The sequence below is a fragment of the Nonomuraea coxensis DSM 45129 genome (assembly GCF_019397265.1).
Taxonomy (GTDB): Bacteria; Actinomycetota; Actinomycetes; order Streptosporangiales; family Streptosporangiaceae; genus Nonomuraea; species Nonomuraea coxensis.
In genome coordinates, this window is record NZ_CP068985.1 from 8,301,749 (window position 1) to 8,328,234 (window position 26,486).

General features: G+C 73.9%; 22 protein-coding genes. 11 read left to right on the forward strand and 11 right to left on the reverse strand.

Annotation, left to right across the window (positions count from 1 at the left end; translation table 11 throughout):
• Positions 1 to 50: 50 nt before the first annotated feature.
• From Nocox_RS38905 to Nocox_RS38930, 6 genes are all read right to left on the reverse strand, one after another.
• On the reverse strand, positions 51 to 383 hold the full coding sequence (locus tag Nocox_RS38905) for a hypothetical protein (RefSeq protein WP_020543620.1): 333 nt from the start codon (positions 381 to 383) through the stop codon (positions 51 to 53).
• Positions 384 to 479: 96 nt separating this feature from the next.
• On the reverse strand, positions 480 to 1,766 hold the full coding sequence (locus Nocox_RS38910; protein WP_020543621.1) for a hypothetical protein: 1,287 nt from the start codon (positions 1,764 to 1,766) through the stop codon (positions 480 to 482).
• Positions 1,767 to 1,818: 52 nt separating this feature from the next.
• Positions 1,819 to 3,018: a glycosyltransferase gene (locus Nocox_RS38915; protein WP_020543622.1), complete on the reverse strand. Its 1,200-nt coding sequence runs from the start codon at positions 3,016 to 3,018 to the stop codon at positions 1,819 to 1,821.
• A gap of 13 nt (positions 3,019 to 3,031) precedes the next feature.
• Positions 3,032 to 4,378 carry an MFS transporter gene (locus Nocox_RS38920; RefSeq protein WP_219495545.1) on the reverse strand — a complete coding sequence of 449 codons (1,347 nt, stop codon included), beginning with the start codon at positions 4,376 to 4,378 and terminating at the stop codon, positions 3,032 to 3,034.
• A complete protein-coding gene (locus Nocox_RS38925; protein ID WP_020543624.1) occupies positions 4,375 to 6,783 on the reverse strand; it encodes an MMPL family transporter in 2,409 nt (802 codons plus the stop codon). The genes Nocox_RS38920 and Nocox_RS38925 overlap by 4 nt, the downstream gene beginning before the upstream one ends.
• Positions 6,776 to 8,428: a fatty acyl-AMP ligase gene (locus Nocox_RS38930; RefSeq protein ID WP_020543625.1), complete on the reverse strand. Its 1,653-nt coding sequence runs from the start codon at positions 8,426 to 8,428 to the stop codon at positions 6,776 to 6,778. The genes Nocox_RS38925 and Nocox_RS38930 overlap by 8 nt, the downstream gene beginning before the upstream one ends.
• Positions 8,429 to 8,585: 157 nt before the next feature.
• On the opposite strand from Nocox_RS38930, the gene Nocox_RS38935 reads away from it, so the two are divergent.
• Positions 8,586 to 9,827: an MFS transporter gene (locus Nocox_RS38935; RefSeq protein ID WP_157383100.1), complete on the forward strand. Its 1,242-nt coding sequence runs from the start codon at positions 8,586 to 8,588 to the stop codon at positions 9,825 to 9,827.
• Here the strand turns inward: Nocox_RS38935 and Nocox_RS38940 are convergent.
• Entirely contained in the window at positions 9,817 to 10,452 is a 636-nt protein-coding gene (locus Nocox_RS38940) for a hypothetical protein (RefSeq protein WP_157383101.1), read from the reverse strand. The genes Nocox_RS38935 and Nocox_RS38940 overlap by 11 nt on opposite strands.
• A 71-nt stretch (positions 10,453 to 10,523) precedes the next feature.
• Here Nocox_RS38940 and Nocox_RS38945 point away from each other — a divergent pair, with 71 nt between their 5' ends.
• From Nocox_RS38945 to Nocox_RS38975, 7 genes are all read left to right on the forward strand, one after another.
• Positions 10,524 to 11,153, forward strand: coding sequence for an IclR family transcriptional regulator (locus Nocox_RS38945; RefSeq protein WP_051112577.1), 630 nt, complete (start codon positions 10,524 to 10,526; stop codon positions 11,151 to 11,153).
• A gap of 81 nt (positions 11,154 to 11,234) precedes the next feature.
• Positions 11,235 to 12,404: a homogentisate 1,2-dioxygenase gene (locus Nocox_RS38950; RefSeq protein ID WP_020543629.1), complete on the forward strand. Its 1,170-nt coding sequence runs from the start codon at positions 11,235 to 11,237 to the stop codon at positions 12,402 to 12,404.
• Positions 12,401 to 13,174 carry a hypothetical protein gene (locus Nocox_RS38955; RefSeq protein ID WP_033409272.1) on the forward strand — a complete coding sequence of 258 codons (774 nt, stop codon included), beginning with the start codon at positions 12,401 to 12,403 and terminating at the stop codon, positions 13,172 to 13,174. The genes Nocox_RS38950 and Nocox_RS38955 overlap by 4 nt, the downstream gene beginning before the upstream one ends.
• Positions 13,171 to 14,301: a fumarylacetoacetase gene (gene fahA, locus Nocox_RS38960; RefSeq protein ID WP_020543631.1), complete on the forward strand. Its 1,131-nt coding sequence runs from the start codon at positions 13,171 to 13,173 to the stop codon at positions 14,299 to 14,301. The genes Nocox_RS38955 and fahA overlap by 4 nt, the downstream gene beginning before the upstream one ends.
• A 108-nt stretch (positions 14,302 to 14,409) precedes the next feature.
• Entirely contained in the window at positions 14,410 to 15,558 is a 1,149-nt protein-coding gene (locus Nocox_RS38965) for a L,D-transpeptidase (RefSeq protein ID WP_246649683.1), read from the forward strand.
• Positions 15,559 to 15,630: 72 nt separating this feature from the next.
• Positions 15,631 to 16,062 (forward strand): NfeD family protein, encoded by a 432-nt coding sequence (locus Nocox_RS38970; RefSeq protein ID WP_020543633.1) that lies wholly within the window; start codon positions 15,631 to 15,633, stop codon positions 16,060 to 16,062.
• 2 nt (positions 16,063 to 16,064) lie between these two features.
• Positions 16,065 to 17,138: an SPFH domain-containing protein gene (locus tag Nocox_RS38975; protein WP_020543634.1), complete on the forward strand. Its 1,074-nt coding sequence runs from the start codon at positions 16,065 to 16,067 to the stop codon at positions 17,136 to 17,138.
• Between the two features lie 13 nt (positions 17,139 to 17,151).
• Here Nocox_RS38975 and Nocox_RS38980 read toward each other — a convergent pair whose 3' ends face one another.
• Positions 17,152 to 18,330 (reverse strand): Gfo/Idh/MocA family protein, encoded by a 1,179-nt coding sequence (locus Nocox_RS38980; RefSeq protein ID WP_020543635.1) that lies wholly within the window; start codon positions 18,328 to 18,330, stop codon positions 17,152 to 17,154.
• Positions 18,331 to 18,467: 137 nt separating this feature from the next.
• Positions 18,468 to 19,601: an ROK family transcriptional regulator gene (locus tag Nocox_RS38985; protein WP_020543636.1), complete on the reverse strand. Its 1,134-nt coding sequence runs from the start codon at positions 19,599 to 19,601 to the stop codon at positions 18,468 to 18,470.
• A 162-nt stretch (positions 19,602 to 19,763) separates the two neighbouring features.
• Here Nocox_RS38985 and tdh point away from each other — a divergent pair, with 162 nt between their 5' ends.
• From tdh to Nocox_RS39000, 3 genes are read left to right on the forward strand one after another with little or no spacing between them, the layout of a single operon-like run.
• On the forward strand, positions 19,764 to 20,792 hold the full coding sequence (gene tdh, locus Nocox_RS38990) for an L-threonine 3-dehydrogenase (protein WP_020543637.1): 1,029 nt from the start codon (positions 19,764 to 19,766) through the stop codon (positions 20,790 to 20,792).
• Positions 20,792 to 21,961: a glycine C-acetyltransferase gene (locus Nocox_RS38995; RefSeq protein ID WP_020543638.1), complete on the forward strand. Its 1,170-nt coding sequence runs from the start codon at positions 20,792 to 20,794 to the stop codon at positions 21,959 to 21,961. The genes tdh and Nocox_RS38995 overlap by 1 nt, the downstream gene beginning before the upstream one ends.
• 35 nt (positions 21,962 to 21,996) lie before the next feature.
• A complete protein-coding gene (locus Nocox_RS39000; protein WP_026214414.1) occupies positions 21,997 to 22,917 on the forward strand; it encodes a LysR family transcriptional regulator in 921 nt (306 codons plus the stop codon).
• 1 nt (position 22,918) lies between these two features.
• On the opposite strand, the gene Nocox_RS43845 is transcribed toward Nocox_RS39000, so the two are convergent.
• Positions 22,919 to 24,556, reverse strand: a complete 1,638-nt coding sequence (locus tag Nocox_RS43845) for a YfjP family GTPase (protein WP_020543640.1) — start codon at positions 24,554 to 24,556, stop codon at positions 22,919 to 22,921.
• The gene (locus Nocox_RS39010) at positions 24,553 to 26,391 is read right to left on the reverse strand and encodes a GTPase family protein (RefSeq protein ID WP_020543641.1); all 1,839 of its coding nucleotides are present in this window, start codon (positions 26,389 to 26,391) and stop codon (positions 24,553 to 24,555) included. The genes Nocox_RS43845 and Nocox_RS39010 overlap by 4 nt, the downstream gene beginning before the upstream one ends.
• Positions 26,392 to 26,486: the final 95 nt, after the last annotated feature.

Here is a 26,486-nt window from a genome sequence, read left to right on the forward strand (position 1 = left end):
GCGGGCCGGAGCGCCGGTCACCGCGCTCCCCGGCCCGCCGCGTCCTCCGCCTACGGGACGTCGAACGTCTTGCGCCCGCCCGCCCCGATCACCTCGATCCCCTTGGCGCCGAGGATGCCGTCGAGCGGCAGCGACACCGAGTAGGGCGCGGTCGCGGGCAGCCCGATGCCGCGCAGCCGGCCGACGACCTCGATCCCCCAGTGGTCGGGCTGCTGGACGTACACGAGCGGCGACAGCTCGACCTGCATGGTCAGGTACGGTTTCGTGCCGTTGACGACCAGGATGAAGGTGTTCGGCACGATCCCCGGCACCACCCGCGCCTCTTCGAAGTCGATCAGCCGCACGGACTGCGACGCGGGCAGTTCGGCGAAGTTCTCCGTCATGGCGGAGCCCCCTTGCGTGAGATGGTCAACCCCCGTTGGTTACCGAAACTCTCACGCCGGCCCCGTCCGGGCAACGACTGCGGCGGGCGAGGCGGATCAGGCGACGTGCAGGTACACCTGGCCGAACGCCTCCGACAGCCGCTTCAGGTCGGTGGCGAGGTCGACCTCGGGGTGGGCCGGGTCGTAGAAGGTGGCCAGGCGGGCCCGGAGCGAGCCGAGCTTCCTGAGCTGCTCCCACGCGGGGGTCGCGGCCCACTTGTCGCCGTAGACGCGGACGACCTGGCCCTCGGGGTTCGACCAGCGGGTCCACAGGGTGACGGTCTCGGCGGCGTCCTCCTGGAGCGGCGCGGCGACGCGCTCGGTGAGGACCTGGGTGACCTGCTCGGCGGTGAGCGCGCCGGTGATGGTGGCGTCCTCGACGGCGATCTGGGCGTAGGCGTCCCAGGCCCGGCCGCGGATCTGGATCGACTGGTTGCGCTGGGCCTCGGCGGCGTCGATCTTCCAGGTGGCGTACCCGCTCGCGAAGAGGACGTTGTCCAGGGCGAGCTGGTCGGCGTACCCCTTGGTCAGCCAGGCGCCGACGCGGTCGGGGTCGAGCAGCGGGTACTTCTTGCTCATCTCGGCCTTGCAGGCGTCGTTCGCGCCGCAGCCGAGCACCGGCGCCACCGTGTGCACCGACAGCTTGCGGCCCGGCGCGGCGGCGCGCAGCGCGGTCGCGGCCTTGGCGACGAACGTGTCGATCTCGTCGGCGGTGGAGAACGTCTCGTTGAAGCCGAGCTGCGAGGTGAAGCGGATGCCGGCGACGCCGGGCTGCGCGGCGGCCAGCGCGGCGACCTTCTTGACGGCCTCGTCCAGCTTGCCGGCCTGGTAGTCGTCGGCCAGCTCGGTCTCGATCCACAGGCGCAGGCCGGTCGGGGTGGCGGCGGTCGCGGCCTGACCCGCGGCGGTCTTCCTGGCGGCGGCCTTGTCGGCGGCGCTGATGTCGCTGCCGTCGGTGTAGCACTGCTCGCCGTTCTGGCACTCCGGCGTGCCGCCGTCCTCGGCGCCGTCGACGTCCGGGTCGCCCGGGTCGTGGGCCTCGCCGTCGCCGCCGCTGTCCTCGTTCACCGGGCACGTGTTGGCGGGGTCGGCGCAGTCGAGGCGGACGGTGCCCTGCGGGCCGGAGTCGATCATGTTCTGGCCGTCGTTCTCCAGCCAGAACCTGGCGATGTCGGCGGCCTCCTCCGGGGTGGCCATCCACGTGCAGACCACGTACGCGGGGGTGTCCGCGGCCAGCAGGTCGTTGCAGCTCCGCGGATCGTCGGCCGACCAGGCCGGGACGCCGACCCCGAGGAACGACAGGGCGATTCCGAGGACGAGGAGCTGCCGTAGCCGCTTTCGCATGGCACCTGACTTCCTGGGGGTGATCGTGGCCATATGCACCATATCCGGCTGATCAATGACGTTCAATGAGATCGGCCGCGGTCCGTACTCCGTTCTCGACCGCCAGTTTCCCGCCCAGTCGGGCGGCGCGCTCGCGGTGGCGGGGCGCGGCCAGCAGCCGGTCCGCCAGCTCCCGCCGGTCGAGCCGGCGGATGGGCAGCGGCGGAGGGCCGGCGCCGAGCGCCGCGACCCTGCGGCCCCAGAAGGGCTGGTCGGAGAAGAACGGGCAGACGACGCTCGGCACCCCGGCCGTGAGCGCCGTCCCGGTGGTCCCGGCCCCGCCGTGGTGCACGACCACCGCCATGCGCGGGAACACCAGGTCGTGCGGCACCTCCCCCACCGGCAGCAGGTCGTCGCCCGCCGCCACCGGCAGCCCCTGGACGACGCCGCGCAGCCCGGCCAGCCGCAGCCCGGCGACGACCTCCTCGGCCGCCCGCTCCGGGCACGGCATGCTGCCGAACCCCACGAACACCGGCGGCGGGCCGGCCGCGAGAAAGTCCTCCATCTCCGCGGTTCCGCCCGTGCCGGGGAGCCGCCAGTAGCCGGTCAGGTGCACGTACCCGGGCCAGTCGCGCGGGCGCGGCACCACCAGCGGGCTGACCCCGCACAGCACCGGCACCCGCTCCCGGCGGTCGGCCGCGAACGGACTCCCCCGCAGCGGCCCCAGCCCCAGCACCTCGGCACGCAGCCGGTTCACCAGGCGGGCGAGCACGAGCAGGCCGGCCCGCTCCACGAGCGCGTACGACGCCCGGTTGCCGAGCCGCCCCAGGGTGGCGAGCGGCACCAGCGGGTTGGGGAACTCGCCGGTCGGCTCGCCCGGCTGGAACTGCAGGATCCGGTACGGCATCCCGTGCCGCTCGCTCAGGTGCCGGCCGAACGCGCCGAGCGCGGGGGCGAGCACCAGGTCCGCGCCCGCGCAGGCGGCGTCCACCTCGGCGACCAGCCTGGCGGCCAGCGGCTCGACGACCGTCCTCAGCCCGCGGACGAACCCCAGGGGCCCGCTGCCCAGCCACGCCCGCCCCTCCTCGCCGTCGAGGACGGTCGCCGGATCCACGCTCAGCGGGACGAACCGCACCCCGGGACCCGCCAGAGCGGCGTAGCGGGCGGGCGCCGCGAGCACGGCCTCGTGCCCGCGCCCGGCCAGCTCCAGCGCCAGCGCCGCGGACGGCTGCGTGTCCCCCCGCGACCCCAACCCCAGCACCGCGACCTTCATGTCCGCGCTCTCGTCACTTCAGCGTCCTCAGGGCGATCAGCGCGCCCGCCAGCACCAGCCCGGCCGCCGCGAGCAACCCGGTGGCGTACCCGGTGGCGAAGCTCCCGGCCGCCTGCACGACCGCGCCGACGGCGGCGATCCCGAACAGCCCGGACACCTCCCTGCTGACCGAGAAGACCCCGCCCGCCACCCCCGCCCGCTCCTGCGGCACCGCGCCCAGCACGGCCGAGCCCAGCGGCATCGTGAGCGCCGAGCCGATCCCGATCGCGCACACGGCGGGCAGCAGCCGCCCCCACCCGTCGCCCGCCTCCAGCGTCGCCGCGACCGCCATCCCGCCCGCGACCAGCGTCAGCCCGGCCGCCACCGTACGCCCCGCGCCCACCCGCCGCTCCAGGAGCGGAGCGAGCGGCGTGACCACCACCACGAGCAGCGCCAGCGGCACGAACGCGAGCCCCGACCCGGTCGGCGTGAACCCGAGCACCCCCTGCAGGAAGATCGCCGTGTAGAAGAACACGCCGTTCACGCCGAGCCCCCACAGCACCTGCGCCGCCACCCCGCCCGCGAACGCCCGCACCGTGAACAGCCGCAGGTCCACCATCGGATCGGCGGCCCGCCGCTCGACCACGGCGAACGCCGCCCCGCTGCCCGCGCAGACCGCCAGCGCGGCGACGACCGCCGGGGAGCCGTACCCGTGCTCGCCGCCGTGGATCAGGGCGAAGGTCCCCGAGGCCAGGAACGCCACCGAGGCCAGCACGCCGGGCACGTCCAGCGCCCGCCGGACCGGCCGCGACGCGGGCACCGCCACCGCGGCGAGCGCGACGACCGCCGCACCCAGCGGCACGTTGACGAGGAACACCCAGCTCCAGTGGGCGTGCTGGCTCAGGTACCCGCCGGCCACCGGCCCGAGCGCCAGCGCGGCCGCGCCGGACGCCATCCAGACGGCCACCCCGGTCGAGCGCCGGCGCTCGTCCTGGGCGGCGAGGACGGCGAGCGTCGCGGGCAGCACCAGCGCCGCGCCCGCCCCCTGGACGAGGCGGGCGGCCACCAGCAGGCCGATCGTCCCGGCCAGCCCGGCGGCGAGCGAGGCCGCGGTGAACAGGGCGAGCCCGGTCAGCAGCGTCCTGCGGTGCCCCCAGACGTCGGCCAGCCGCCCGCCGGCGGGCATGAGCCCGGCGAACGTCAGCAGGTAGCCGGTGGCCACCCATTCCAGCGCGGCGAGGCTCGCGCCGAGGTCGCCCTGGATGCTGGGGAGCGCGACGGTGACGACCGTGTTGTCGAGGGTGGTGAGGAAACCGGCGAGGGCGACGGCGGTCAGCAGCCACCGGCCGGTCGCCGGGCGGGCCACGGCGAGGCCGGTCACCGGTCCACCTCCACCCACGTCCAGCCGGCCCCGTCGGGGGTGGCCCGCACCACGCGGTCCCGCTCACGGCTGATGCGCTCCCACCGCGGCCCGCCCTCCCCCTTGGGCCGGGCCCGCCCGCCTTCGTCGCAGGAGTGCCCACGCGGGGCGGGCACGGGCGCGGGAGGGGCGGGCGCGGGCAGCGGAAGGGCCGGGGTTCCCCGGGACCCAGCGGACCCGCCGGGCTCGTGGAGGTCCACGCGCCGGTGCAGGGCGCGCAACGGCCGGGGCAGCCACCAGTTGGCCCCGCCCATGAGCCGCATCGTCGCCGGCACCAGCAGCGCCCGCACCAGGGTCGCGTCCACCACGATGGCCACGAACAACCCCACGCCGAGCAGCTTCACGACGGTGATCCCGGCGGTCGAGAACGCCCCGATCACCACGAGCAGCAGCAGCGCCGCGCTGGTGATCACCCCGCCGGTCTGCTGCAGCCCGGCGGCCACGGCGGCGGTGTTGTCCCCGGTGCGCAGCCACTCGGCCCGCACCCGCGACAGCAGGAACAGCTCGTAGTCCATCGACAGCCCGAACACCACGGCGAGGATCAGCACGGTCACGGTCGCCTCGACCGTCCCGGTGGAGGTGAAGGTCAGCACGGACGCGAGGTGCCCGTCCTGGAACGCCCACACGATCACCCCGAGCGACGCCCCGATGGACAGCGCGTTCATGAGCAGCGCCTTGACCGGCAGCACCACGGACCTGAACGCGGCGAACAGCAGCACCGCGGTCACCGACCCCACCACCAGGGCCATCCACGGCAGCCGGCCGGCCAGGCTGTCCATGAGGTCCATCTGCGCGGCCGTGGGCCCGCCGACGACGACGCGCCGCACGTTCGGCTCGGGCGGCGACAACGTCCTGATGGCGGTGACGAGGCGCTGCGCCTCCGCCGACATGGGGTCCACGTCGTAGCGGACGGCGAGCCGGACGGCCCCGTTGTCCTGGGACAGCCCGGCGACGTCCACGCCGGTGACGTGGGGCAGCCGGCGCAGCCGCGCCGCGAGGGGGTCGGCGTCGTCGGGCGTCACGGGGGTGACGGCGCTGATCGCGGCGTGCCCCTGGCCGAGCGGCCCGGGGCGGGCGGGGGCCTCGGTGAAGGAGCGTTCGACGAGCACGTGCACGTCGACCGCGGCCATGGAGTTGCGCCCGAAGTCCCGGTCGACGATCTCGGCCACCCGGCGGCTCTCGGAGCCCGCGGGCAGCACGCGGTGGTCCACGTTGCCGAACGTGACGTGCAGGAACGGCGCGGCCAGCGCCACCAGCACGGCGGCCACGGCGACGAGGTAGAGCACGGGCCGGCGCATGACGCTGGAGGCGACGGCGTGCCACACGCCGCCGCCGCGCCCGCCGGTCCCGAGATCGGGGGTGAGCCTGAGCGCGTTCACCCGCCGCCCGAGCACGCCGAGCGCGGCGGGCAGCACGACGAGCGCCGCGCCCATCGCGACGAGCACCACCGCCGCCGCGCCGAGCCCGATCGAGCGCAGGAACATCTGCGGGAACACCAGCAGCCCGAGCAGCGCGGTCGCCACGGTCAGCCCGGAGAAGGCGACGGTACGCCCGGCGGTGGCCATGGTCCGCACCACGGCCTGCTCGCTCGTCGCCCCGGCCGCGATCTCCTCGCGGAACGCCTTGAGCACGAACAGCGAGTAGTCCACGGCGAGCCCGAGCCCGAGCATGGTGACGACGTTGAGCGAGAAGACCGAGACCTCGGTGACCTCGGTGAGCAGCCGCAGCAGCACCAGCGCGCCGAGCACCGCGAACGCCCCCACGAGCAGCGGCAGCCCGGCCGCCACGAGGCTGCCGAACACCACGACCAGCAGCACCAGCAGCACCGGCATGGAGATGGCCTCGGCGCGGGCGAGGTCGGCGGCGGTCTGGTCGTTGAGCTCCTTGAGCAGCGGCACCGGCCCGCCGATCGAGACCTGGAGGTTCGTGGCCCGCCGCAGCCGGTCCTCGACGGCGGCATAGCCGGCCTGCTTGTCGCCCTTGAGCGTGACCAGCGCGTACGTCGACCGCCCGTCCTCCGACACCATCAGCTTCGACCCGGTCGTCCAGTACGTCGCGAGCGCCTCCACGTGCGCGGCCGGCAGCGCCCGCAGCGCGTCGTGCACCGCTTTCCTGTAGCGGGGGTCGCGCGCCTTGACGGTCGGGTGGTGGTAGAGGACGACGACGTCGGGGGCGTGCCCGCCGTACCAGTCGTCGTTCCAGCGGGCGGCGGTGGTGGAGTCGGCGCGCGGGTCCTCGAAGCCGCCGTCGGCCATCCGCCCGAACAGCTCCATGCCGAGCGGCGCGACGAGGAGGGCGACCGCCAGGCTCAGGACCAGCAGCGTCCACCTGCCGCGGTAGACCAGGCGGCCCGCGCGCTCAAACAAGGGCGCCCTCCAGGTACGCCCGCAGGCAGGCGCGCCGGGCGAGCTTGCCGCTGGACGTGCGGGGCACGGTCCCGGCCTCGGTCAGCACGAAGTCGTGCACCGCGAGGTCGTGCCCGGCCCGGACGGCGGCCCGCACCGCCCGCTCGACCTCGGCCGCGTCGGCGCCCTGCCCGCGCCGGGACCGTTCGGCCACCACGACCAGCCGCTCGGTGTCCTCGCCGGGCACCGCGAAGGCCGCCACCCGGTCGCGCCGCACCGCCTCGTGCGCCTCCTGGACCGTGGCCTCGATGTCCTGCGGGTAGTGGTTGCGGCCGTCCACGATGACGAGGTCCTTGATGCGGCCGGTGACGTAGAGGCGGCCGTCGTGCCACACGCCGAGGTCGCCGGTGCGCAGCCAGCCGTCGGCGCCGAAGACCTCGGCGGTGCGGGCGGGGTCGCGCCAGTAGGCGCGGGCGACGTTGGGCCCGCGCACCCAGATCTCGCCGACGTGGCCGTCCGGCTGGTCGCCCGCGTCGCCGACGATCCTGACCCGCTGCCCGTGCGGCCGGCCGCAGGAGACGAGGTGACTGACGGGACCTTCGGCGCGGGGGACGGCGCGGCCCTCGCGCAGGGCGTCGCGGGAGAAGGCGGTCACGACGGGCCGCTCGTCGCGGTCGGTCGCGGCGACGAACACGGTGGCCTCGGCCAGCCCGTACGCGGGCGTGTGCGCCTCGGGCCGCAGCCCGCACCCGGCGAAGGCGGCGTCGAAGGCGGCGAACGCGCCCGGCCTGACCGGCTCGGCGCCGTTGAGCATGACCCGGACCCCGGACAGGTCGAGCCCGTCCTTGTCCTCGGGCCGGACGCGGGCGGCGGTGTACTCGTAGGCGAAGTTGGGGGCGCCGGTGTAGGCGTCGGCCTCCTCCGACAGCAGCCGCAGCCACCGCACCGGGCTCATGACGAACGCCACCGGGTCCATGAACACCGCCCGGTTCGCCCCCATGATCGGCATGGCGACCGTGGCGACCAGCCCCATGTCGTGGAAGAGCGGCAGCCAGAGCACCGCCGCCGAGACGCGGGGCCGGGCGCGGAAGACCTCCCAGAGCTGGGCGGCGTTGGCGGTGAGGTTGCCGTGCGTGATCTCGACCCCGGCGGGGGCGCGGGTGGAGCCGGAGGTGTACTGCAGGTAGGCGAGGTCGCCGGCGGCGACCGGCTCGCGCTCCCACTCGTCGGCGAGCAGGTCGGAGACGGCGTCCACGGCGACGACCGGCGGCCCGGCCGCTCCCAGGAAGGCGGTCACGGCGGGCCGCGCGGGCGTGGTGGTGAGCACGACTGCCGGTGCCGCGTCGGCGAAGGCCCGTTCCAGCCGCTCACCGTGCCCGGGCAGGCCGGGGGCGAACAGCGGGACCGCGACCAGCCGGGCGTACATCGTGCCGAGCACGGCGACCACGTAGTCCAGTCCGGAGGGGGCGAGCACGGCGGCCCGGTCGCCGGGGCGGGCCAGCTCGCGCAGCCGTACGGCGAGCGCCCTGGCCTTGAGGTCGGCCCGCGCCCACGTGTACGTCCGCCGGGAGCCGTCCCCGAGGTGGTCCACGAACGTGTACGCCGGCGCGTCCGGGACCTCGCGCGCCCACCGCGCCACCCGCGTGATCAACATCTCGTCCGGCATGCCCGCGTCCCCTTCGCTGGAGGGACCTAGCAAATTACGGGAGGAACGGGCCGCGATTCTTGCCAAACCCCTGCACATTCCGCGCCCCGTCTTTTTTATCGAGTGACAAGACACGGGCCCGGATGGCAGGCTTTGACCGTTTTGTAGGGGGTTCTTGGTGCACGGTTACGCACGCGATCTCGGCCTGCTCCGGGACCGCCGCTTCGCGCTGCTGTTGTCCGGGCGGACCATCTCCGTCCTCGGCAGCGCCTTCGCCCCGGTGGCCCTGGCCTTCGGCGTGCTCGAACTGCCCGGGGCGAGCGCCGGAACGCTGTCGATGGTGATGGCCGCGGCCTCGGTGCCGATGATCGCGTTCATGCTGGTGGGCGGGGTGATCGCGGACCGGCTGCCGCGCCAGCGGGTGATGATGACCGGCGAGTTCCTGGCCGCCGCGGGCTACTTCGCGCTCGGGGCCATGATGCTCGCCGGATGGACGCCGATGCCCGCGCTGCTGGCGGCGGCGGCGCTCACCGGCGTCGCCACGGCGCTCGCGCTGCCCGCGCTCACCGGGATCATCCCCGACGTCGTGCCGCCCGACCGGCTGCAGTCCGGCAACGCCCTGCTCGGCCTCGGCGCGAACGCCTCCCGCGTCGGCGGCGCGGTGCTCGGCGGCGGCACGGTGACGCTGTTCGGCGGCGGCTGGGCGCTGCTGGCGAGCGGGGCGATGTTCGGCGGGGCGGGCGTGCTCGTCGCGCTCATGCGGCTGGACCGGATCGAGCGCCCGCCGGGCGAGCGGCACTCGGTGCTGAAGGACCTGCGGGACGGCTGGCGGGAGTTCCGCACCCGGCAGTGGCTCTGGGTGGTCGTGGCGCAGTTCTCGCTGCTGGTCATGGCGTTCGAGGCCGGGCACGGCGTGCTCGGGCCGATCCTGTTCAAGGACCGCCTCGGCGGGCCCGCGGCCTGGTCGGCGTTCCTCGCGGGCGAGGCCATCGGGATGATCGCCGGGGTGCTCGTGTCGATCCGGCTGCGGCCCCGGCGGCCGATCCTGGTGGCGGTGCTGCTGTGCCTGCCGACCGCGCTGCCGTACGTGCTGCTCGGCAGCGACGCGCCGCTCTGGGCGGCGGTGGCCGCGGCGTTCGTGCTCGGGGTGTGCTTCGACGTCTTCGGCGTGCTCTGGCAGACCACGATGCAGCGGGAGGTGCCGGCCGAGGCGCTGTCGCGGGTCAGCTCGTACGACATGCTCGGCTCGCTCATGTTCGGGCCGCTCGGGCTGCTGCTGGCCGGAGGCGCGGCGGACGTGTTCGGGCCGGAGACGTCGCTGCTGGCCTGCGCCGTGATCATCGTGGTGTGCACGCTGGCCGCGCTGCTGGCCCCCGGCGTGCGGAACCTGCGCGCGCCGGTCGCGCCGGTCACACGATGATGAGCCGGACCACCACGCCCGCGCAGTTGCCCGCCACGCAGATCCGCACCGGCACCTCCGAGATCCCGGCCGCGGCCGGCACTCCGCCCACGTGCCCGTCGGGACCGATGGCGACGCCCTCCGGCACCCTGCCGTGGTCGGTGACGGTGAAGGTGGGGATCACGCCGGGCGGGCCGCCGTTGATCCCGATCTCGCCGTCCAGCGGGACCCCGGCCCTGCCGGGGAAGGTCAGGTCGCGCGGCACCCAGGGGACGTTGCCGAGCACCACCAGCCGCACCCGCGTCTCCTGACAGGACGAACCGGAACAGAGCTGGACGGGCGCGAAGTAGGTGCCGGAACGGGCGGGCTTGCCGTAGAGGCGGCCGCTCGCGTCCACCCGGACGCCGACGGCGAGGTAGGCCGGCCGGACGGCGACGCCCTTCGCCGTGGGCAGGAGCCGCTCGGCGACCTCGATGCCCTCGGTGACGTAGAAGGTGTCCTCGACCAGGGCGCCCTCGGGGCTTTGGTAAGGCGTCTCCCTCGCCATCAGCGCGACCGGCGCGAGCGGCGCGGTGAGCGACGGCACCGCGGCGGCCAGGCCGCACACGGCCAGCCCGGCGAGCAGGAAGACCCACCTTTGCCGCACGTTCACCCCCCGGTTCTGCCGCTTCCCGTACGTACCCCTTTCGCGGCGCTGCGTCACTGGATAATCGGAGAATGGCCGCTGAATCCGTACAGACCTTGGAACGCGGGCTCCGCCTGCTGCGCGTGCTCGCCGACGGCAAGGCCGGGCGCACGCCGACGGAGCTGGCGGGCGAGCTGGGGCTGAGCCGTCCGGTGGTCTACCGGCTGCTGACGGCCCTGATGGCGGAGGGGTTCGTCCGCCGTGACGCCGAGGGGCGGGTGCACCTCGGCTTCGGCGTGCTGGTGCTGGCGCAGGCGGTGCAGCCGCTGCTGCGGGCCGCCGCGGTGCCGACGCTGCGGCGGCTGGCGGAGGAGGTGGGCGCGACCGCGCACCTGACCGTCGCCGAGGGCGACGACGGCCTCGCGGTGGCGGTGGTGGAGCCGTCGTGGACCGACATGCACGTGGCCTACCGGGAGGGCTCCCGGCATCCGCTGACCAGGGGCGCGGCCGGGCAGGCGATCCTGGCGCTGCGCGAGGGGCGCGGCGACTACTTCGTCTCTGAGGGGCAGTTGCAGGAGGGTGCCCGCGGCGTCGCCGCGCCGGTGACCGGGCTGCCGTGGCTGGAGGCGTCGGTGGGGGTGGTGACGTTCGGGCCGCTGGACGAGCGCGCGGGGGCGCGTGTGGTGGCCGCGGCGGCCGAGCTGTCGGCCGCGCTGGGTTGACATCGTCCGGCACATGACAGACGGTTAGTACACATAGAGGACACTTACGTCCGATAACAGGACAGCCTTGGAGGGGCCGGTATGCCGTACTACCGGGTCGTGGGGGAGGTGCCGCGCAAGCGGCACGTGCAGTTCAGGCGGCCCGACGGCGGGCTCTACGCCGAGGAGCTGATGGGCGAGGAGGGCTTCTCGTCCGACTCCTCGCTGCTCTACCACCGCCACCTGCCGACCGCCATCGTCAAGGCCGAGGCCGTCGAGCCGGTCACCACCACACGGCTGGAGCCCAACCTGCCGCTGTCGCCGCGCCACTTCCGCACGCAGGAGCTGGTCAGCGCGGGCGACCTGGTGGGCGGGCGCATGCTGCTGGCGGGCAACGGCGACGTCCGATTGTCGTACGCCGTCAGCGACCGCCCGAGCGAGCTCTACCGCAACTCCATGGGCGACGAGTGCGTCTACGTCCAGCGCGGCCGGGTGCGCTTCGAGTCCACCTACGGCGCCATCGAGGCGGGCGAGGGCGACTACGTCGTCATCCCGACCGGCACCATCCACCGCTGGGTGCCGGACGGCGAGGTCAGTGTGCTGGCCATCGAGGCGTCCGGGCACATCAGGCCGCCGAAGCGCTATCTGTCGCAGTACGGCCAGTTCCTTGAGCACGCGCCCTACTGCGAGCGCGACCTGCGCGCGCCCTCCGAGCCGCTGCTGGCCGAGGGCGAGGAGGTGCCGGTGCTGGTGCGCACGCGCGGCGGGCTGACCCGGCTGGTCTACCGCGACCACCCGTTCGACGTGGTGGGCTGGGACGGCTGCCTCTATCCGTACGCGTTCAACATCGACGACTTCGAGCCGGTCGTGAAGAAGACGCACGCGCCGCCGCCGGTGCACCAGACGTTCGAGGGGCCGGGGTTCGTGGTGTGCTCGTTCTGCCCCCGGCCGCTGGACTACCACCCCGAGGCCGTGCCGATCCCGTACAACCATCACAACGTGGACTCCGACGAGTTCATGTTCTACGTGGGCGGCGACTACTCCGCCCGCAAGGGCTCGGGCATCGACGTCGGCTCGGTGTCGCTGCACCCGGCCGGGTTCACGCACGGGCCGCAGCCCGGCGCGGTCGAGGCGGTCATCGACGCGATGGCGAAGGGCGTGACGACCACCAGCGAGATGGCCGTCATGGTCGACACCTTCCGCCCGCTCGACCTCGGCCCGGCCGCCCTCTCCTGCGAGGACGCCGGCTACGCCTGGACGTGGGCCCGATGAGCGGGACCCTGTACGCCGGGCTCGTGGACGACGCCGGGCTGTTCCCGCCGACGTCCCTGCACATGGAGGAGGCGCTCGCCCGCAACCGGCGCGACCTGGAGAGCGGCAACCCGGTGCTCACCCACCGCTTCCTGTGCCCGGCCGGCCGCCTCGACCGGCTGCGCGGCCAGGAGTTCCGGCCGGCGCGCGTCGGGCTGATCCTCGACAACGAGCACCTTCCCGACTTCGGCGACCTGCCGATCGACCTCGTCGAGACGCCGCTGCCCGAGGGCATGACGGTCGAGGCGCTCGCCGCGGAGCTCGGGCTGCCGCCGGGGGTCCGGCTGTTCGCCGAGGTCAAGCCGCGCAAGCTGGCGATCGACGTGCCCGAGGGCACCGGGCTCAAGGTGCGCTGCGGCGGGCTGACGGCCGAGGCGTTCCCGCCGGTGGAGCAGCTGGCGGCGTTCGTCAAGTCGTGCGTGGACCACGACGTGCCGTTCAAGGCCACCGCCGGGCTGCACCACGCGGTGCGGCACTTCGACCCCTCGCTCGGCGTGGACCGGCACGGGTTCCTCAACCTGCTGCTGGCCGTCTGCGAGGCCGTGCAGGGGCGCGATCCGGCGCACGCCCTGCGCATGACCGACGTGGGGCAGCTCGTGCGGATGGCGCGGGCGGTGCCCGAGGAGATCGCGGCGCGGGCGCGGCGGCTGCTGGTGAGCTACGGCTCGTGCGCCACCCACACACCCGTCGAGGACCTGCGTACGCTGGGCCTGATCGAGGAGGATCAGTGAGCTGGGGGATCGACAACCTGCCGTACGGCGTCTTCTCCCTGCCGGGGCAGGCGCCCCGTGTCGGGGTGCGCTACGGCGACAAGGTGCTCGACCTGACGGCGGCGCTGCACGACGAGGTGTTCGCCGCGCCGTCGCTCAACCCGTTCATGGCGCGGGGCCGCGCGGCCTGGCGCGACACCAGGGCGCTCATCCAGGAGAAGCTGACGAACGACCTCTCGGTCGTCGAGCGCCACCTGATCCCCCTGGCGCAGGTCGAGCTGCACATGCCGGTCGAGGTGGCCGACTACGTCGACTTCTACTGCTCGCTGGAGCACGCGAGCAACGTCGGCCGCATGTTCCGGCCGGACGCCGAGCCGCTGATGCCCAACTGGCGGCACCTGCCGGTCGGCTACCACGGCAGGTCGGGCACGGTCGTGGTGTCCGGCACGCCGGTCCGGCGGCCCCAGGGGCAGCTCGGCGCGGGCCGGTTCGGGCCGTGCGCGAAGCTGGACGTGGAGGCCGAGCTGGGGTTCGTGGTCGGCGTGCCGACGGAGATGGGCACGCCGGCGGGGGCGTTCGAGGACCACGTGTTCGGGGTGACGCTGGTCAACGACTGGAGCGCGCGGGACATCCAGTCGTGGGAGTACCGGCCGCTCGGGCCGTTCCTGGCCAAGTCGTTCGCCACGTCGGTCTCGCCGTGGGTGACGCCGCTGGAGGCGCTGCCCAGGATCCCGGGGCGGGCGCAGGACCCCGAGCCGCTGCCCTACCTGCGGAGGAAGGCCGACTGGGGGCTGGACGTCGCGGTCGAGATCCTGCTCAACGGCGAGGTCGTGTCCCGGCCGCCGTACGCGGAGATGTACTGGACGCCCGACCAGATGCTCGCCCACCTGACCGTGAACGGGGCCGCGCTGCGCACCGGCGACCTGTTCGCGAGCGGCACGATCTCGGGGCCCGAGCGCGGCCAGCGCGGCTCGCTCATCGAGCTGACCTGGAACGGCACCGACCCGATCAAGCTCGGCAGCGGCGAGACCCGCACGTTCCTGGAGGACGGCGACACGGTGACGATCCGGGCGACGGCCGGCGACGTGACCTTGGGGGAGGTGTCCGGAACTGTCGTACAAGCCCTTGATGTCACTCAAGGTGCTTGACCGGTGACCTCCCGCTAACCTTGGGTGATCCCTTCCCTCGGACAGCGGGAGTCCTCTCTCATGCGGCGTGCCGCGATGCTTCGTGTCGCCTTTCTCCTGGTCTGCGCCATGACCGTGGTGTCCGTGACGTGCGGCTGCGGCCCGGTCACCGCGGAGACGCCGGCCACGCCGCCGGTCGTGCAGGTCGCGCCGGCGCTCGACAGCGTCCGCGCCCGGCCCGACCGCGGCCTGGTCATCAGGGCGACCGGCGGCACGCTGAGCGAGGTGGCGGCGCACACCGGCGGCGAGCCGGTGCCCGGCCGGCTCGACGCCGAGCGGCGCGTCTGGCGCTCCGACTGGACGCTCAAGCCCGGCGCCGAATACGCCGTGACCGCCACCGCCACCTCCCCGGGCGGCCCCGCCACCGTGCTGGCCGGCCGCTTCCGCACCCGCCCCGCCGAGGAGACCTTCGGCCTCGCCGCCACCGCTCCCCTGCCCGGCGAGACGGTCGGCGTCGGCATGCCGGTCATCCTCGACTTCGACCGCCCGATCGAGGACAAGGCGGCCGTCGAGCGGGCGCTGGAGGTCAGGTCCGAGCAACCCGGCGAGGGCGCCTGGCGCTGGGCCGGCGACACCCGCGTGATCTACCGCACGCGCCGCTTCTGGACGCCCCGGCAGCGGGTCACCGTCACCGCGCACCTGGCGGGCGTACGCGCGGCGGGCGGCGTCCACGGCGCCGTCGACTCCACCTTCGCCTTCACCGTCGGCCGCGCCCAGACGAGCGTGGTCGACACCCGCACCCACCGGATGACCGTCGAACGCGACGGCCACGTCACCCGGCGCATGCCCATCAGCGCCGGCATGGCCACCACCCGCGAATACACCACGACCAGCGGCGTGCACCTGACCATGGACAAGGGCAACCCGGTCCGCATGGTCTCCCCCGGCCGCGAGGAGGGCGACCCCGGCTTCTACGACCTGCTCATCGACCACGCCGTACGCATCTCCGACACCGGCGAGTACATCCACGCCAAGGACAACGTGTGGGCCCAAGGGCGCATGAACGTCAGCCACGGCTGCGTCAACGCCCGCCCCGACCAGGCCGCCTGGTTCTACAGGAGCTCCCTGCGCGGCGATCCGGTCACGATCACGGGCACCGGCCGCGTCCTCGCCTGGGACAACGGGTGGGGTTTCTGGCAGCTCACCTGGGAGAGATGGATCGAGGGAAGTGCCCTGCGGGCGGCCGACGCCGCAGGTGAGATGGTGTCACCGGCTTGACTCCGGGACTACGGTGATAGAGGGGGGAACCACCCGCGGCACGGGCCCGTTGTTCTTAGTGGAGGGCCGGACATGGATGAATGGGTCATCTGGGTAATCCTCGCAGTCGTCCTCGGCGTGGCGGAGCTTTTCACCTTCACGGCGGCTCTCGGGCTGCTCGGCGCGGCAGCCCTTCTCACCGCCGCGACCGCCGCCCTCGGCCTGCCCGTGCCCTTGCAGTTACTCTTCTTCGCCGCCGCCTCAGCGGCCGGTCTCCTGGTCGTCAGGCCGCTCGCCCTGCGGCACGTCAAGCAGCCGCAGCTCCAGCGGTTCGGCGTGGAGGCCCTCGTCGGCAAGCCCGCCTACACCGTCTCCGAAGTGACGGGGCGTGAGGGGCGGATCCGTGTCGGGGGCGAGGAGTGGTCGGCGCGCGCCTACGACGAGACACTCGTGATCCCCGCCGGGGCGACCGTAGACATCATCGAGATCGAGGGCGCGACCGCCCTCGTATATCCCCGGGAGTAGGCATGGATCCGCTCTTGCTGGTCGGCATCTTCGTCATCCTGTTCGCCGTCTTCACCGTGCTCAAGGCCGTGCGGATCGTGCCGCAGGCCCGGGCCCGCAACGTCGAGCGGCTCGGCCGTTACCACCGCACGCTCAAACCCGGGCTCAACTTCGTCATCCCGTACATCGACCGCGTCTACCCGATGATCGACCTGCGTGAGCAGGTCGTCTCGTTCCGCCCGCAGCCGGTCATCACCGAGGACAACCTGGTCGTCGAGATCGACACGGTCCTCTACTTCCAGGTGACCGACCCGCGGGCGGCGGCGTACGAGATCGCCAACTACATCCAGGCCGTCGAGCAGCTCACCGTCACCACGCTGCGCAACGTCGTCGGCTCGATGGACCTGGAGAAGACGCTGACCTCGCGCGACACCATCAACAGCCAGTTGCGCGGCGTGCTCGACGAGGCCACCGGCAAGTGGGGCATCCGCGTCAACCGCGTCGAGATCAAGGCCATCGACCCGCCCAAGACCATCAAGGACGCGATGGAGAAGCAGATGCGGGCCGAGCGGGACAAGCGGGCCGCGATCCTGACCGCCGAGGGCCAGCGCCAGTCGCAGATCCTCACGGCCGAGGGCGACAAGCAGAGCCGCATCCTGCGCGCCGAGGGCACCAGGGCCGCGGCGATCCTGGAGGCCGAGGGCCAGTCGCGGGCCATCGACCAGGTCTTCCAGGCCGTGCACCGCAACGACCCCGACCCCAAGCTGCTCGCCTACCAGTACCTCCAGGTGCTGCCGCAGCTCGCCCAGGGGCAGGGCAACACGTTCTGGGTCATCCCGAGCGAGGTCACCTCGGCGCTGACGGGCGTGTCGAAGGCGTTCACCGAGGCGCTGCCGCGCTCGGCGGCCACCCGCGAGGAGGCGCCGGAGAGCTCGGCGGCCGAGGAGGACGCCGCCCGCGCGGCGGAGGCCGCGGCCGAGGCCGTCGCCGACGCGCAGGAGGCCGAACCGAAGGGCCCGCGTCAGCTCACGCAGGCCCTCAAGGAGCCGTCTCCCTTCCCCGACCTCGACCCGCAGCCCAAGGAGACCGAGCGCTGAGCCCCGTCGCGGTTCAGGCGGGCTCGCTCTGCCCGTTGGCGAAGTAGGCGGCCAGGCCGGGATCGAGCGGCGGCACGTCGTACGGCATGCCGCCGTCGCGCAGCGACATCGTCGCCATGTAGCCGGCCGCCACGCTCATGCGCGCCGCCACCGGCGAGGTGTCGGTCGCCCCGCCCTCCTGGACGAACCTGCGGAACTCGGCGATGATCTCGGCGTCCGCGCCGCCGTGCGACCCTTCGGCCCGCGGCACCTTGTACGCGATGTCGCAGTCGTCCCGGTAGCCGGTCGGCCCGGTGTTCCAGACCTTGACCGTGTCGCCGGGCCCGTCGCCGAAGTTCTCCAGCCGCCCCTCCGTGCCGATGACGGTGTAGTTGCGCACGTAGTCGGGCGAGAAGTGGCACTGCTGGTAGGCGGCGATGACGCCGTTGTCCAGGCGCATGTTCATGACGGAGACGTCCTCGACGTCCACGATGTGGTGCAGGTCGCGGCGGGCGGTGGGGGGCCACTCGTACTCGCGCAGCCAGTTGCCGGGCCGCGGGGTGCCAGGGGCGCGGCGCGGCAGGTCACCGTAGACCATGAGGTCGCCGAGGGCGTTGACCCGGGTGGTGTAGCCGCCGGCCAGCCAGTGGACGACGTCGAGGTCGTGGGCCGCCTTCTGCAGCAGCAGGCCGGTGGTGCGGGTGCGGTCGGCGTGCCAGTCCTTGAAGTAGTAGTCGCCGCCGTAGCCGACGAAGTGGCGCACCCAGACGGTCTTCGGCTCGCCGATGACGCCCTTGCGGATGATGTCGCGCATCAGCCGGACCACGCCCATGTGGCGCATGTTGTGGCCGACGTACAGGCGGGTGCCGGTGCGGCGGGCGGCGCGCAGGACGGCGTCGCAGCCCTCCACGGTGATCGCCATCGGCTTCTCCAGGTAGACGGCCTTGCCGGCCTCCAGGCAGTCGATGGCGATGCGCTCGTGGGTGTCGTCGGGGGTGTTGACGATGACGGCGTCGAGGTCGGGCCGGTCGAGCAGCTCGCGGTGATCCTCGGCGAGGACGTCCGCCTCGAAGCGGGCCGACTGGCTCTTGAGCACCGCGGGGTCGGAGTCGCAGAGCGCGGTCACGACCGAACCGCGGCCGGGACGGTGCGCGTGCAGCGCGAGGCTCGTCCGCAGGCCGAGGCCGATGACTCCGATGCGCAGGTCTTCCACAGGAGTCCTTCCTCCTTCGAGCATCACGTGACCTGGAGGCTAGCGCTCAATTATGAAAGCAACTAGCTTTATTCGAGTATGGTTTTGTCCCGTTAGGGCTTCGAGTCCGGATCGTTACGGCACTAAACGCAACCGAGCTACTTAAAAAGGTGCTCGTCGGCGTGGTCGAGAGCCAGGCGGACCGCGCCGACCGCGATGCAGTCGTCGCCCAGGTCCGAGGCCACGACCTCGGGCGGATAGAGGCAATGCCGCTCGAAGACCTCGCGTACCGGCTCCACCAGCAGGTCGCCGGCCGAGGCCAGCGCGCCGCCGATGACCACCATCTCGGGGTCGAGCGGGTTGACCACGGTGACCAGGCCCGCCGCGAGGCCGCGGGCCAGCTCGCGCACGGCCAGCGCGGCCTTCTCCTCGCCCGCGCGGGCCCGGCCGATCGCGAAGTCGGCGCTCTGCCGCATCGAGCGCAGCTCCCCCGGCTCGGCCGCCATCGCGTAGTCGATGACGTGACGGAACGCCGTCCAGTTGTCGTTGGGCTGGGAGCCGATCTCGCCCCCGGCCGCGTGCGCGCCCCGGTGCGGCCGGCCGCCGACCAGCAGGCCCATGCCGATGCGGTCGCCGGTGAACAGGTAGACCACGTCGGAGCGGCCCCGCGCCGCGCCGCGCCAGTGCTCGGCCAGCACCGCGAGGCGCATGTCGTTGTCCACCAGCACCGGGACGGGCAGCCGGCGGGCCAGCTCGCCGCGCAGGTCGAGCCCCGTCCAGTCGTCCAGCGCGACGCTCTTGACCACCCGGCCCGCGGCGTCCACGGTGCCGGTGGTGCCCACACCGGCGGCGGCCAGTCCCTCCAGCGTGAGGCCCGCGCGTCCGGCGGTCTCCACGGCCAGCGCGGCCACCGCGTCCAGCCGCTCGGCCGCGGTCAGGTGCCGGTGGCTCGGCACGCAGCGGGAGGCCACCACCGTGCCCGCGAGGTCGGCCACCATGGCCCGCAGGCTGGAGCCGCCGATGCCGACGCCGAGCACGTGCCCGGCCGCCGACCGGAACCTGAACCGCCGGGCCGGCCGCCCGCGCTGCCGGTCGCCCTGGTCCTCGGTCCACTCCTCGGCCCAGCCCTCGGCGATCAGGTCGTCCACGATGACCTCGGCCGTCGGCCGCGACACCCCGGCGGCCCTGGCCAGCTCGGACAGCGTGGCGACGTCCACCTCGCGCAGCACGCGCAGGATCGCCGCCGAGTTGAGCCTGCGCAGGAGGGAGGCGTCGCCGCTCTGCTGTCGCACGTGACCTCCACATCGAGTCATCTTCAAGCCTATTGCGTAATTGTGCCTGCTCGCAGGACCGCGTGAAGCTGAGCTGTGGGGGCACTTAAGAAGTCCTCGATGGACACCTCACGAGTGGACCGGGCACAGTGCGTTAGGTTCGACCTAGGGGGAGAGAGGGCCATGAAAGCGCTGGTCAAGGAGAAGGCCGAGCCCGGTCTGTGGCTGGTGGACGTCCCGGAGCCGGAGGTGGGGCCCGGCGAGGTGAAGATCCGGGTGCTGCGCACCGGCATCTGCGGCACCGACCTGCACATCCGCAAGTACGACGACTGGGCCAGGCACACGCTGAAGCTGCCCCTCGTCGCCGGGCACGAGTTCAGCGGCCACGTGGTCGAGGTGGCGCCCGGCGTCGAGGACGTCGCCGTCGGCGACCTGGTCAGCGGCGAGGGTCACCTGGTCTGCGGCAAGTGCCGCAACTGCATGGCCGGCCGCCGCCACCTGTGCCGCAACACCATCGGCCTCGGGGTCAACAGGGACGGCGCGTTCGCCGAGTACGTCACCCTCCCCGCCACCAACGTGTGGGTGCACCGCACCCCGGTCGACCCGGACATCGCGGCCATCTTCGACCCGTTCGGCAACGCCGTGCACACCGCGCTGTCCTTCCCCCTGGTCGGCGAGGACGTCCTGATCACCGGCGCCGGCCCGATCGGCCTGATGGCGGCGGCCGTCGCCACCCACGTGGGCGCGCGCAACGTGATGATCACCGACGTCAGCGACGAGCGGCTCGAACTCGCCGGCAAGCTCGGCGTCTCGCTCGCGCTCAACGTCTCCCGCTCCTCCATGGAGGAGGGCATGAGCAGGCTCCACATGCGCGAGGGCTTCGACGTGGGGCTGGAGATGTCCGGCAACCCGGCGGCGATGCGCGAGATGATCGCGCACATGACGCACGGCGGCAAGATCGCCATGCTCGGGCTGCCCGCCGAGGAGTTCGCGATCGACTGGGCCACGGTCGTCACCTCCATGATCACCATCAAGGGGATCTACGGCAGGGAGATGTTCGAGACCTGGTACAACATGTCGGTCCTGCTGGAGAAGGGGCTCGACCTCTCCCCCGTCATCACCCACAGGTTCGGCTACCGCGACTTCGAGGCGGCCTTCGACACGGCCGCCGGAGGCCGCACCGGCAAGGTCATTCTGGATTGGAGCGCTTGATGTTCACCAACGTGCGCGGGCAGCTGCGGGCGACCCTCGACGAGATCGCCGAGGCCGGGCTGCTCAAGCCCGAGCGGGTGATCACCACCCCGCAGAGCGCCCAGGTCGGCGTGGCCGGGCGCGAGGTGCTCAACTTCTGCGCCAACAACTACCTGGGCCTCGCCGACCACCCCGAGGTGGTCGCGGCGGCCAAGGAGGCGCTGGACCGGTGGGGGTTCGGCATGGCCTCCGTACGCTTCATCTGCGGCACCCAGGAGGTGCACAAGGAGCTGGAGTCCCGGCTGTCGGACTTCCTCGGCATGGAGGACTCCGTCCTCTACAGCTCGTGCTTCGACGCCAACGGCGGCGTCTTCGAGACCCTCCTCGACGCCCAGGACGCGGTCATCTCCGACGCGCTCAACCACGCCAGCATCATCGACGGCATCCGCCTGTCGAAGGCCCAGCGCCTGCGCTACGCCAACCGCGACATGGCCGAGCTGGAGGCCCGGCTGAAGGAGGCGTCGGAGGCCCGGCGGCGGCTCATCGTCACCGACGGCGTCTTCTCCATGGACGGCTACGTCGCCCCGCTGCGCGAGATCTGCGACCTCGCCGACCGCTACGACGCCATGGTCATGGTGGACGACTCGCACGCCGTCGGCTTCGTCGGCCCCACCGGCCGCGGCACGCCGGAGCTGCACGGCGTCACCGACCGCGTGGACATCATCACCGGCACGCTCGGCAAGGCGCTCGGCGGGGCCAGCGGCGGCTACGTCGCGGCCCGCGCGGAGATCTGCGAGCTGCTGCGCCAGCGCTCGCGCCCCTACCTGTTCTCCAACTCCCTCGCGCCCGTCATCGCCGCCGCGTCGCTGCGCATCCTCGACCTGCTGGAGACCACCAGCGAGGCCCGCGAACGGCTGCGCGCCAACACCGCCCGCTTCCGCGCCGCGATGACCGAGGCCGGCTTCGACATCCTGCCCGGCGACCACCCGATCGTGCCCGTCATGATCGGCGACGCGGCCGAGGCGGGCGCGATGGCCGAGCGCCTGCTCGACCTCGGGATCTACGTCGTCGGGTTCTCGTACCCGGTGGTGCCGCACGGGCAGGCGCGGATCCGGGTGCAGCTCTCGGCCGCGCACCGCGAGGAGGACGTCGACCGGGCGGTGGCCGCCTTCGTGCGGGCGCGCGGCTGATTCGTACGCGCACGCAGCTGAGTATCCTCACCTGCGTGATAGACACGCGGCGGCTGCGCACGCTCCGTGCCGTGGCCGACCACGGCACGGTCACCGCCGCCGCGGCCGCGCTGCACCTCACGCCGTCGGCCGTGTCGCAGCAGCTCGTGGCGCTGGAGCACGAGGTGGGGCACCGGCTGTTCACCCGCGACGGGCGCGGCGTGCGCCTCACCGCGGTCGGCCGGATCATGCTCGGGCACGCCAACGAGGTGCTGGCCCAGCTCGAACGGGCCCGCGCGGACGTGGCCGCGTACACCGCGGGAGAGGCCGGCGAGGTCACCGTGGCCTGCTTCGCCACGGCGATCAGCGCCGTGCTCTCCCCCGCGATCGCGGCGCTGCGCGCGAGCGCGCCCGGCATCCAGGTGCGGGTGCTCGACGCCGAGGGCGACCAGGGGCTCGCCATGCTGCTGGACTCCGAGGCCGACCTCGCGGTCGCGGTCGAGTACCGCGGGGCGCCCGACGCCGCCGACCGGCGGCTGTCCCGGCTGCCGCTGTACGCCGAGCCGTTCGACCTGGTGCTGCCCCGCGGCCATCCGCTCGCGGACTCGGCCACGCTGGTGTCGCTGGCCGGCGAACGGTGGATCGGGCCCTATCCCGGCAACCCGGTGCACGACGTGATCACGTTCGCCTGCCAGCAGGCGGGCTTCACGCCCAACGTCGCCCACTGCTCCGACGACTTCCGCGCCGTGGTGGCGCTGGTCGGGGCGGGGGCGGGGGTGGCGCTCGTGCCCCGGCTGGCGCTGCGGGACATGGCGCCCGCCGGCGTCGTCGTACGCCGTACGCCGGGGCCGGCCGAGCGCCGCGTCTTCGCGGCCGTGCGCCGGGGGGCCGACTCGCATCCGGTCGTCCGGCCGGTGCTGGCGGCGTTGCGGGAGGTGGCGTCCTCGATCGGCGGCACCCCGCCCGACCCGTCCTGACTCACACGTCGGCGCGGGCCAGGCGGAGCGCCTCGGTGAAGCGGGCGTGCCGGTCCAGCTCCTCCCGTACGGGCTCCAGCACGAGCCGATCGCTCACCTCCGCGATGGCCGTCCGCAACGCCTTCCCCGTACGGCGGGCGCGGCGGCGACCACCCAGCCAGGCCAGCAGCCGGGACACCAGCGCCACCAGCACCCCCGCCAGCGCCCCGCCCGCCAGCAGCACCGTCGGCCACGGGACCGGCCCCGCGGTGGGGAGCGGCGGCTGCGGCAGGCGCAGGTAGTCCATCCCGAACAGCACCCCCAGCCAGAGCCCGCCCGCCAGCATGGCCGCGAACACCAGCCACTGCAGCGCGTTCACCGCGCTCCACCAGCGGGGGCGGCGGGTCGCATCCAGCGAGGTCATGGCGATCGCCCGGTCCACCGCGTCGGTCAGCTCGGCGGCGTGGGAGCGCGCCGCGTGCCGCACCGCCGCCGCCCAGGGGGCGGGCAGGCCGGCGGCGGCGGACGCGCCGACGTCCCTGAGCGCGATCTCGACCTGCGCCCGCTGCACGGCGGACGCGCCCGGCACGGACGTCCGCCCGACGATCCCCTCCGTCTCCTCCGGCGTGGGGAGCTGGGGGCGCGCGTCCGGGGACGCCGTCATCCCCAGGCGGAGCCGGCGCAGCGGATCGGGGCGGAAGCGCCGCAGCCAGCGGGTGACCGGCCACCCGGTCGCGACCACCGCCCGGTGCCGGTGCCCCTTGGCCACGGCCGCCACCACCAGCGGCACCCCGGCCGCCCGCGCGAGCGCCGCCCTGAGCCCCTTGTCCACCCCTTTGTCCAGCCCCTTGCCCTCGCCCTCGGCGACGCCCAGGTGCGCGGCCGCCGCGGCGACGTCGGCGCCCAGGCGGGCCGCCCACGACCGGCGGGCCGCGACCCGCTCGCCGAGCACGCTCCGCAGCACGGCCATGCCCTCACCGGTACGCGCCGAGACGGCCAGCACAGGGACGTCCGCCAGCCCGTCGCCCTCCAGCAGCCGCCGCAGGTCGCCGACGCAGCGTTCGACGGCCTGCGGCGGCAGCCGGTCGACCTGGTTGAGCACCACCAGCATCACGTCCCGGTGCCCGGCCAGCGGACGCAGGTAGCGCTCGTGCAGCGCCGCGTCGGCGTACTTCTGCGGATCCACCACCCACACCAGCAGGTCCACCAGCTCGACCAGGCGGTCCACCTCCAGCCGGTGCGAGAGCCTGATGGAGTCGTGGTCGGGCAGGTCCAGCAGGACGAGCCCCGACCCGTCCGCGTCCGCGGCCGAGTGGCGGTGCGGGACGTCCAGCCAGTCGAGCAGCGGGCCCGCCCCCTCGCCGTCCCAGAGCGCCGCCTGCGCGGTCGAGGTCGTGGGCCGGGTGACGCCGACCGCCGCCAGCTCCTCCCCCGCCAGCGCGTTGTACAGGGACGACTTGCCGCTGCCGGTCGCCCCGGCCAGCGCGGCCACGGTGTGGTCGAGGGACAGGCCGGTACGCGCTCCCGCCCGTTCGGCGACGGCCCGCGCGGCGGCCACCGCCTCCTCCGGCAGCCGGCCCTCGCCGAGCGTGGCCGCCTCCAGCAGCGCGCTCACCCGCGTGTCGAGGGACGGCCCCTCCTTGCGCCGCAGCAGCTTCACCGGCCCTCCTCCTCGGCGCCGGGCTGGACCGGCAGCTCCATGGTGACGGCGGACGGCAGCGCCCCCGGGGGCGGCGCGGCCTCCACGGCCGGTCGCGCGGCGGCCTCCACGGCAGGCGGCGCGGCCGGAGCCGGGAGGTCGGCGCGCAACGCCCGCTGGGCGCGGATCTCGGCGAGCGCGCGGTCGAGCTGCTCGGCCGTGCCCTTCGGCGGCTCGGCGGACTCCAGGAGGGCGTCGAAGCGGGCCGCCTCCTCCCGCAGCAGGACGCTGACCCGTTCGCGCAGGTCCTCGCGGGCCGTGACGGTCAGCGTACGGACGGCCTGGTCGCCGAAGACGGCCTCCAGCACCTTCTGCGACAGCACGCTCGTGCCGCCCGCGATCCCGACCTCGATGCCGGTCAGCCCGCCCGTGGAGGCGAACACGCCCAGCATGAGCAGCAGCCCCGCCCCGTTCACCCCGAACGAGGCCACCCGGGCCGCGGTGCGCCGCTCGGCGCCCTCGTCGCGTACGAGGTCGAGCACGAACTCCTGCCAGCCGCGCACCGCCGCCTCCGCCCGCCTGCCGAGGTCGGGCGAGGCCCGTCCGAGCCGGGCCGCCTCGACGGCCCCGAGCCGGTCGAGCAGCCCCGCGCCGCCGGGCGCCGCGGACCAGCCCTCCAGCGCCCGCTCGGCGGACCCGTCGGCGGAGCTCCTGATCAGCGACTCGACGCCGCTCTCCAGGGCCTCCTTGAGCTGCGTCTCCGGCATCCGCCCGGTGAAGAAGCCCACGATGCGGTCGCGCAGCCAGCCGACCCGGCTCTCCAGCGTGCGCATGAGGTCGCCGGTGCCGATGAAGTCCTGCCAGCGGGCCAGCACCTCGCCGCGCAGCAGCGAGCCGTCCCGCATGCCGCCGTCGAAGTCGGCGAGGCCGCCCGCGTAGGCGTTCGAGACGATCGCGCGCAGCCCGTCGAAGCCCGCCTGCTGCCGGGCGACCGCCGTGGCCAGGGCGGGCACCCGGGTCTCCAGGCTGTCCAGGGCGCCGGAGAGCGTCTGGCGCACGACGCGGGCGCGCTCGGCGGCGTCCTCGGCCAGCCCGTCGAGCCAGGCGGCGATGGGGCGTACGTACTCCTCGGGCAGGCGCGCCTTCTCGTCCGGCAGGGCCGCCTCGGGGACGGTGAACAGGCGGGTGCCGTCGAGCCCGTTCTCGGCGAGCAGCCGGTTGAGGTCGCGGACGACCGGCTCGACGGCCTCCCGCGACACGCGGTCGAGCACCACCGCCAGCGCCGTGCTCCGCTCGCGGGCCGAACGCAGGAAGCCCCACGGCACCTCGTCGGCGTACCGGGCGGCGGTCGTGACGAACAGCCACAGATCGGCGGCGGCGAGCAGCTGCGCGGCCAGCTCCCGGTTGGCGGTGACGACCGAGTCGATGTCGGGCGCGTCGAGCAGCGCCAGCCCGGCCCCGACCGCGTCGGACGTCACCACGCGCAGCGCGCCAGGGCCCTCGCCGGTGGCGCGGGACAGCCCCGGGAGCACGTTCTGGCCCATGAACCAGGGCCGGTCGGCGGGGTTCACCACGAGCGTGGGGGTCAGCGTGGTGGGCCGCAGCACGCCCGGCTCGGCCACGTCCGCGCCGACCAGCGAGTTGACCAGCGTGGACTTGCCCGCCCCGGTCGAGCCGCCGACGACGGCCAGCAGCGGCGCGTCGATCGCCCGCAGCCGTGGCAGCAGGTAGTCGTCGAGCTGCCCGGTCAGCTCACGCAGCGCGCGCCGGTCCGCCGCCGCCTCGCCGATCGCCAGCGGGAACAGCTCGCGGTCCAACGGCCGGCGCAAGGCCTCCAACGCGCCCAGCAGATCCATACGCCTCACGCTACCCACGAGGGGGCCGGTTCAGCGGCGCAAGGCAAGGTGGGCGTACGCCCCCTCCGCACAGCCCGCGACCGGTCCTGGCGAAC

Excerpts from the sequence above, each read along its gene's own strand:
- Nocox_RS38905 (WP_020543620.1), bottom strand. The coding sequence starts at position 383 with ATGACGGAGAACTTCGCCGAACTGCCCGCGTCGCAGTCCGTGCGGCTG.
- Nocox_RS38910 (WP_020543621.1), bottom strand. The coding sequence starts at position 1,766 with ATGCGAAAGCGGCTACGGCAGCTCCTCGTCCTCGGAATCGCCCTGTCG.
- Nocox_RS38915 (WP_020543622.1), bottom strand. The coding sequence starts at position 3,018 with ATGAAGGTCGCGGTGCTGGGGTTGGGGTCGCGGGGGGACACGCAGCCG.
- Nocox_RS38930 (WP_020543625.1), bottom strand. The coding sequence starts at position 8,428 with ATGCCGGACGAGATGTTGATCACGCGGGTGGCGCGGTGGGCGCGCGAG.
- Nocox_RS38945 (WP_051112577.1), top strand. The coding sequence starts at position 10,524 with ATGGCCGCTGAATCCGTACAGACCTTGGAACGCGGGCTCCGCCTGCTG.
- Nocox_RS38950 (WP_020543629.1), top strand. The coding sequence starts at position 11,235 with ATGCCGTACTACCGGGTCGTGGGGGAGGTGCCGCGCAAGCGGCACGTG.
- Nocox_RS38955 (WP_033409272.1), top strand. The coding sequence starts at position 12,401 with ATGAGCGGGACCCTGTACGCCGGGCTCGTGGACGACGCCGGGCTGTTC.
- Nocox_RS38965 (WP_246649683.1), top strand. The coding sequence starts at position 14,410 with ATGACCGTGGTGTCCGTGACGTGCGGCTGCGGCCCGGTCACCGCGGAG.
- Nocox_RS38970 (WP_020543633.1), top strand. The coding sequence starts at position 15,631 with ATGGATGAATGGGTCATCTGGGTAATCCTCGCAGTCGTCCTCGGCGTG.
- Nocox_RS38975 (WP_020543634.1), top strand. The coding sequence starts at position 16,065 with ATGGATCCGCTCTTGCTGGTCGGCATCTTCGTCATCCTGTTCGCCGTC.
- tdh (WP_020543637.1), top strand. The coding sequence starts at position 19,764 with ATGAAAGCGCTGGTCAAGGAGAAGGCCGAGCCCGGTCTGTGGCTGGTG.
- Nocox_RS38995 (WP_020543638.1), top strand. The coding sequence starts at position 20,792 with ATGTTCACCAACGTGCGCGGGCAGCTGCGGGCGACCCTCGACGAGATC.
- Nocox_RS39010 (WP_020543641.1), bottom strand. The coding sequence starts at position 26,391 with ATGGATCTGCTGGGCGCGTTGGAGGCCTTGCGCCGGCCGTTGGACCGC.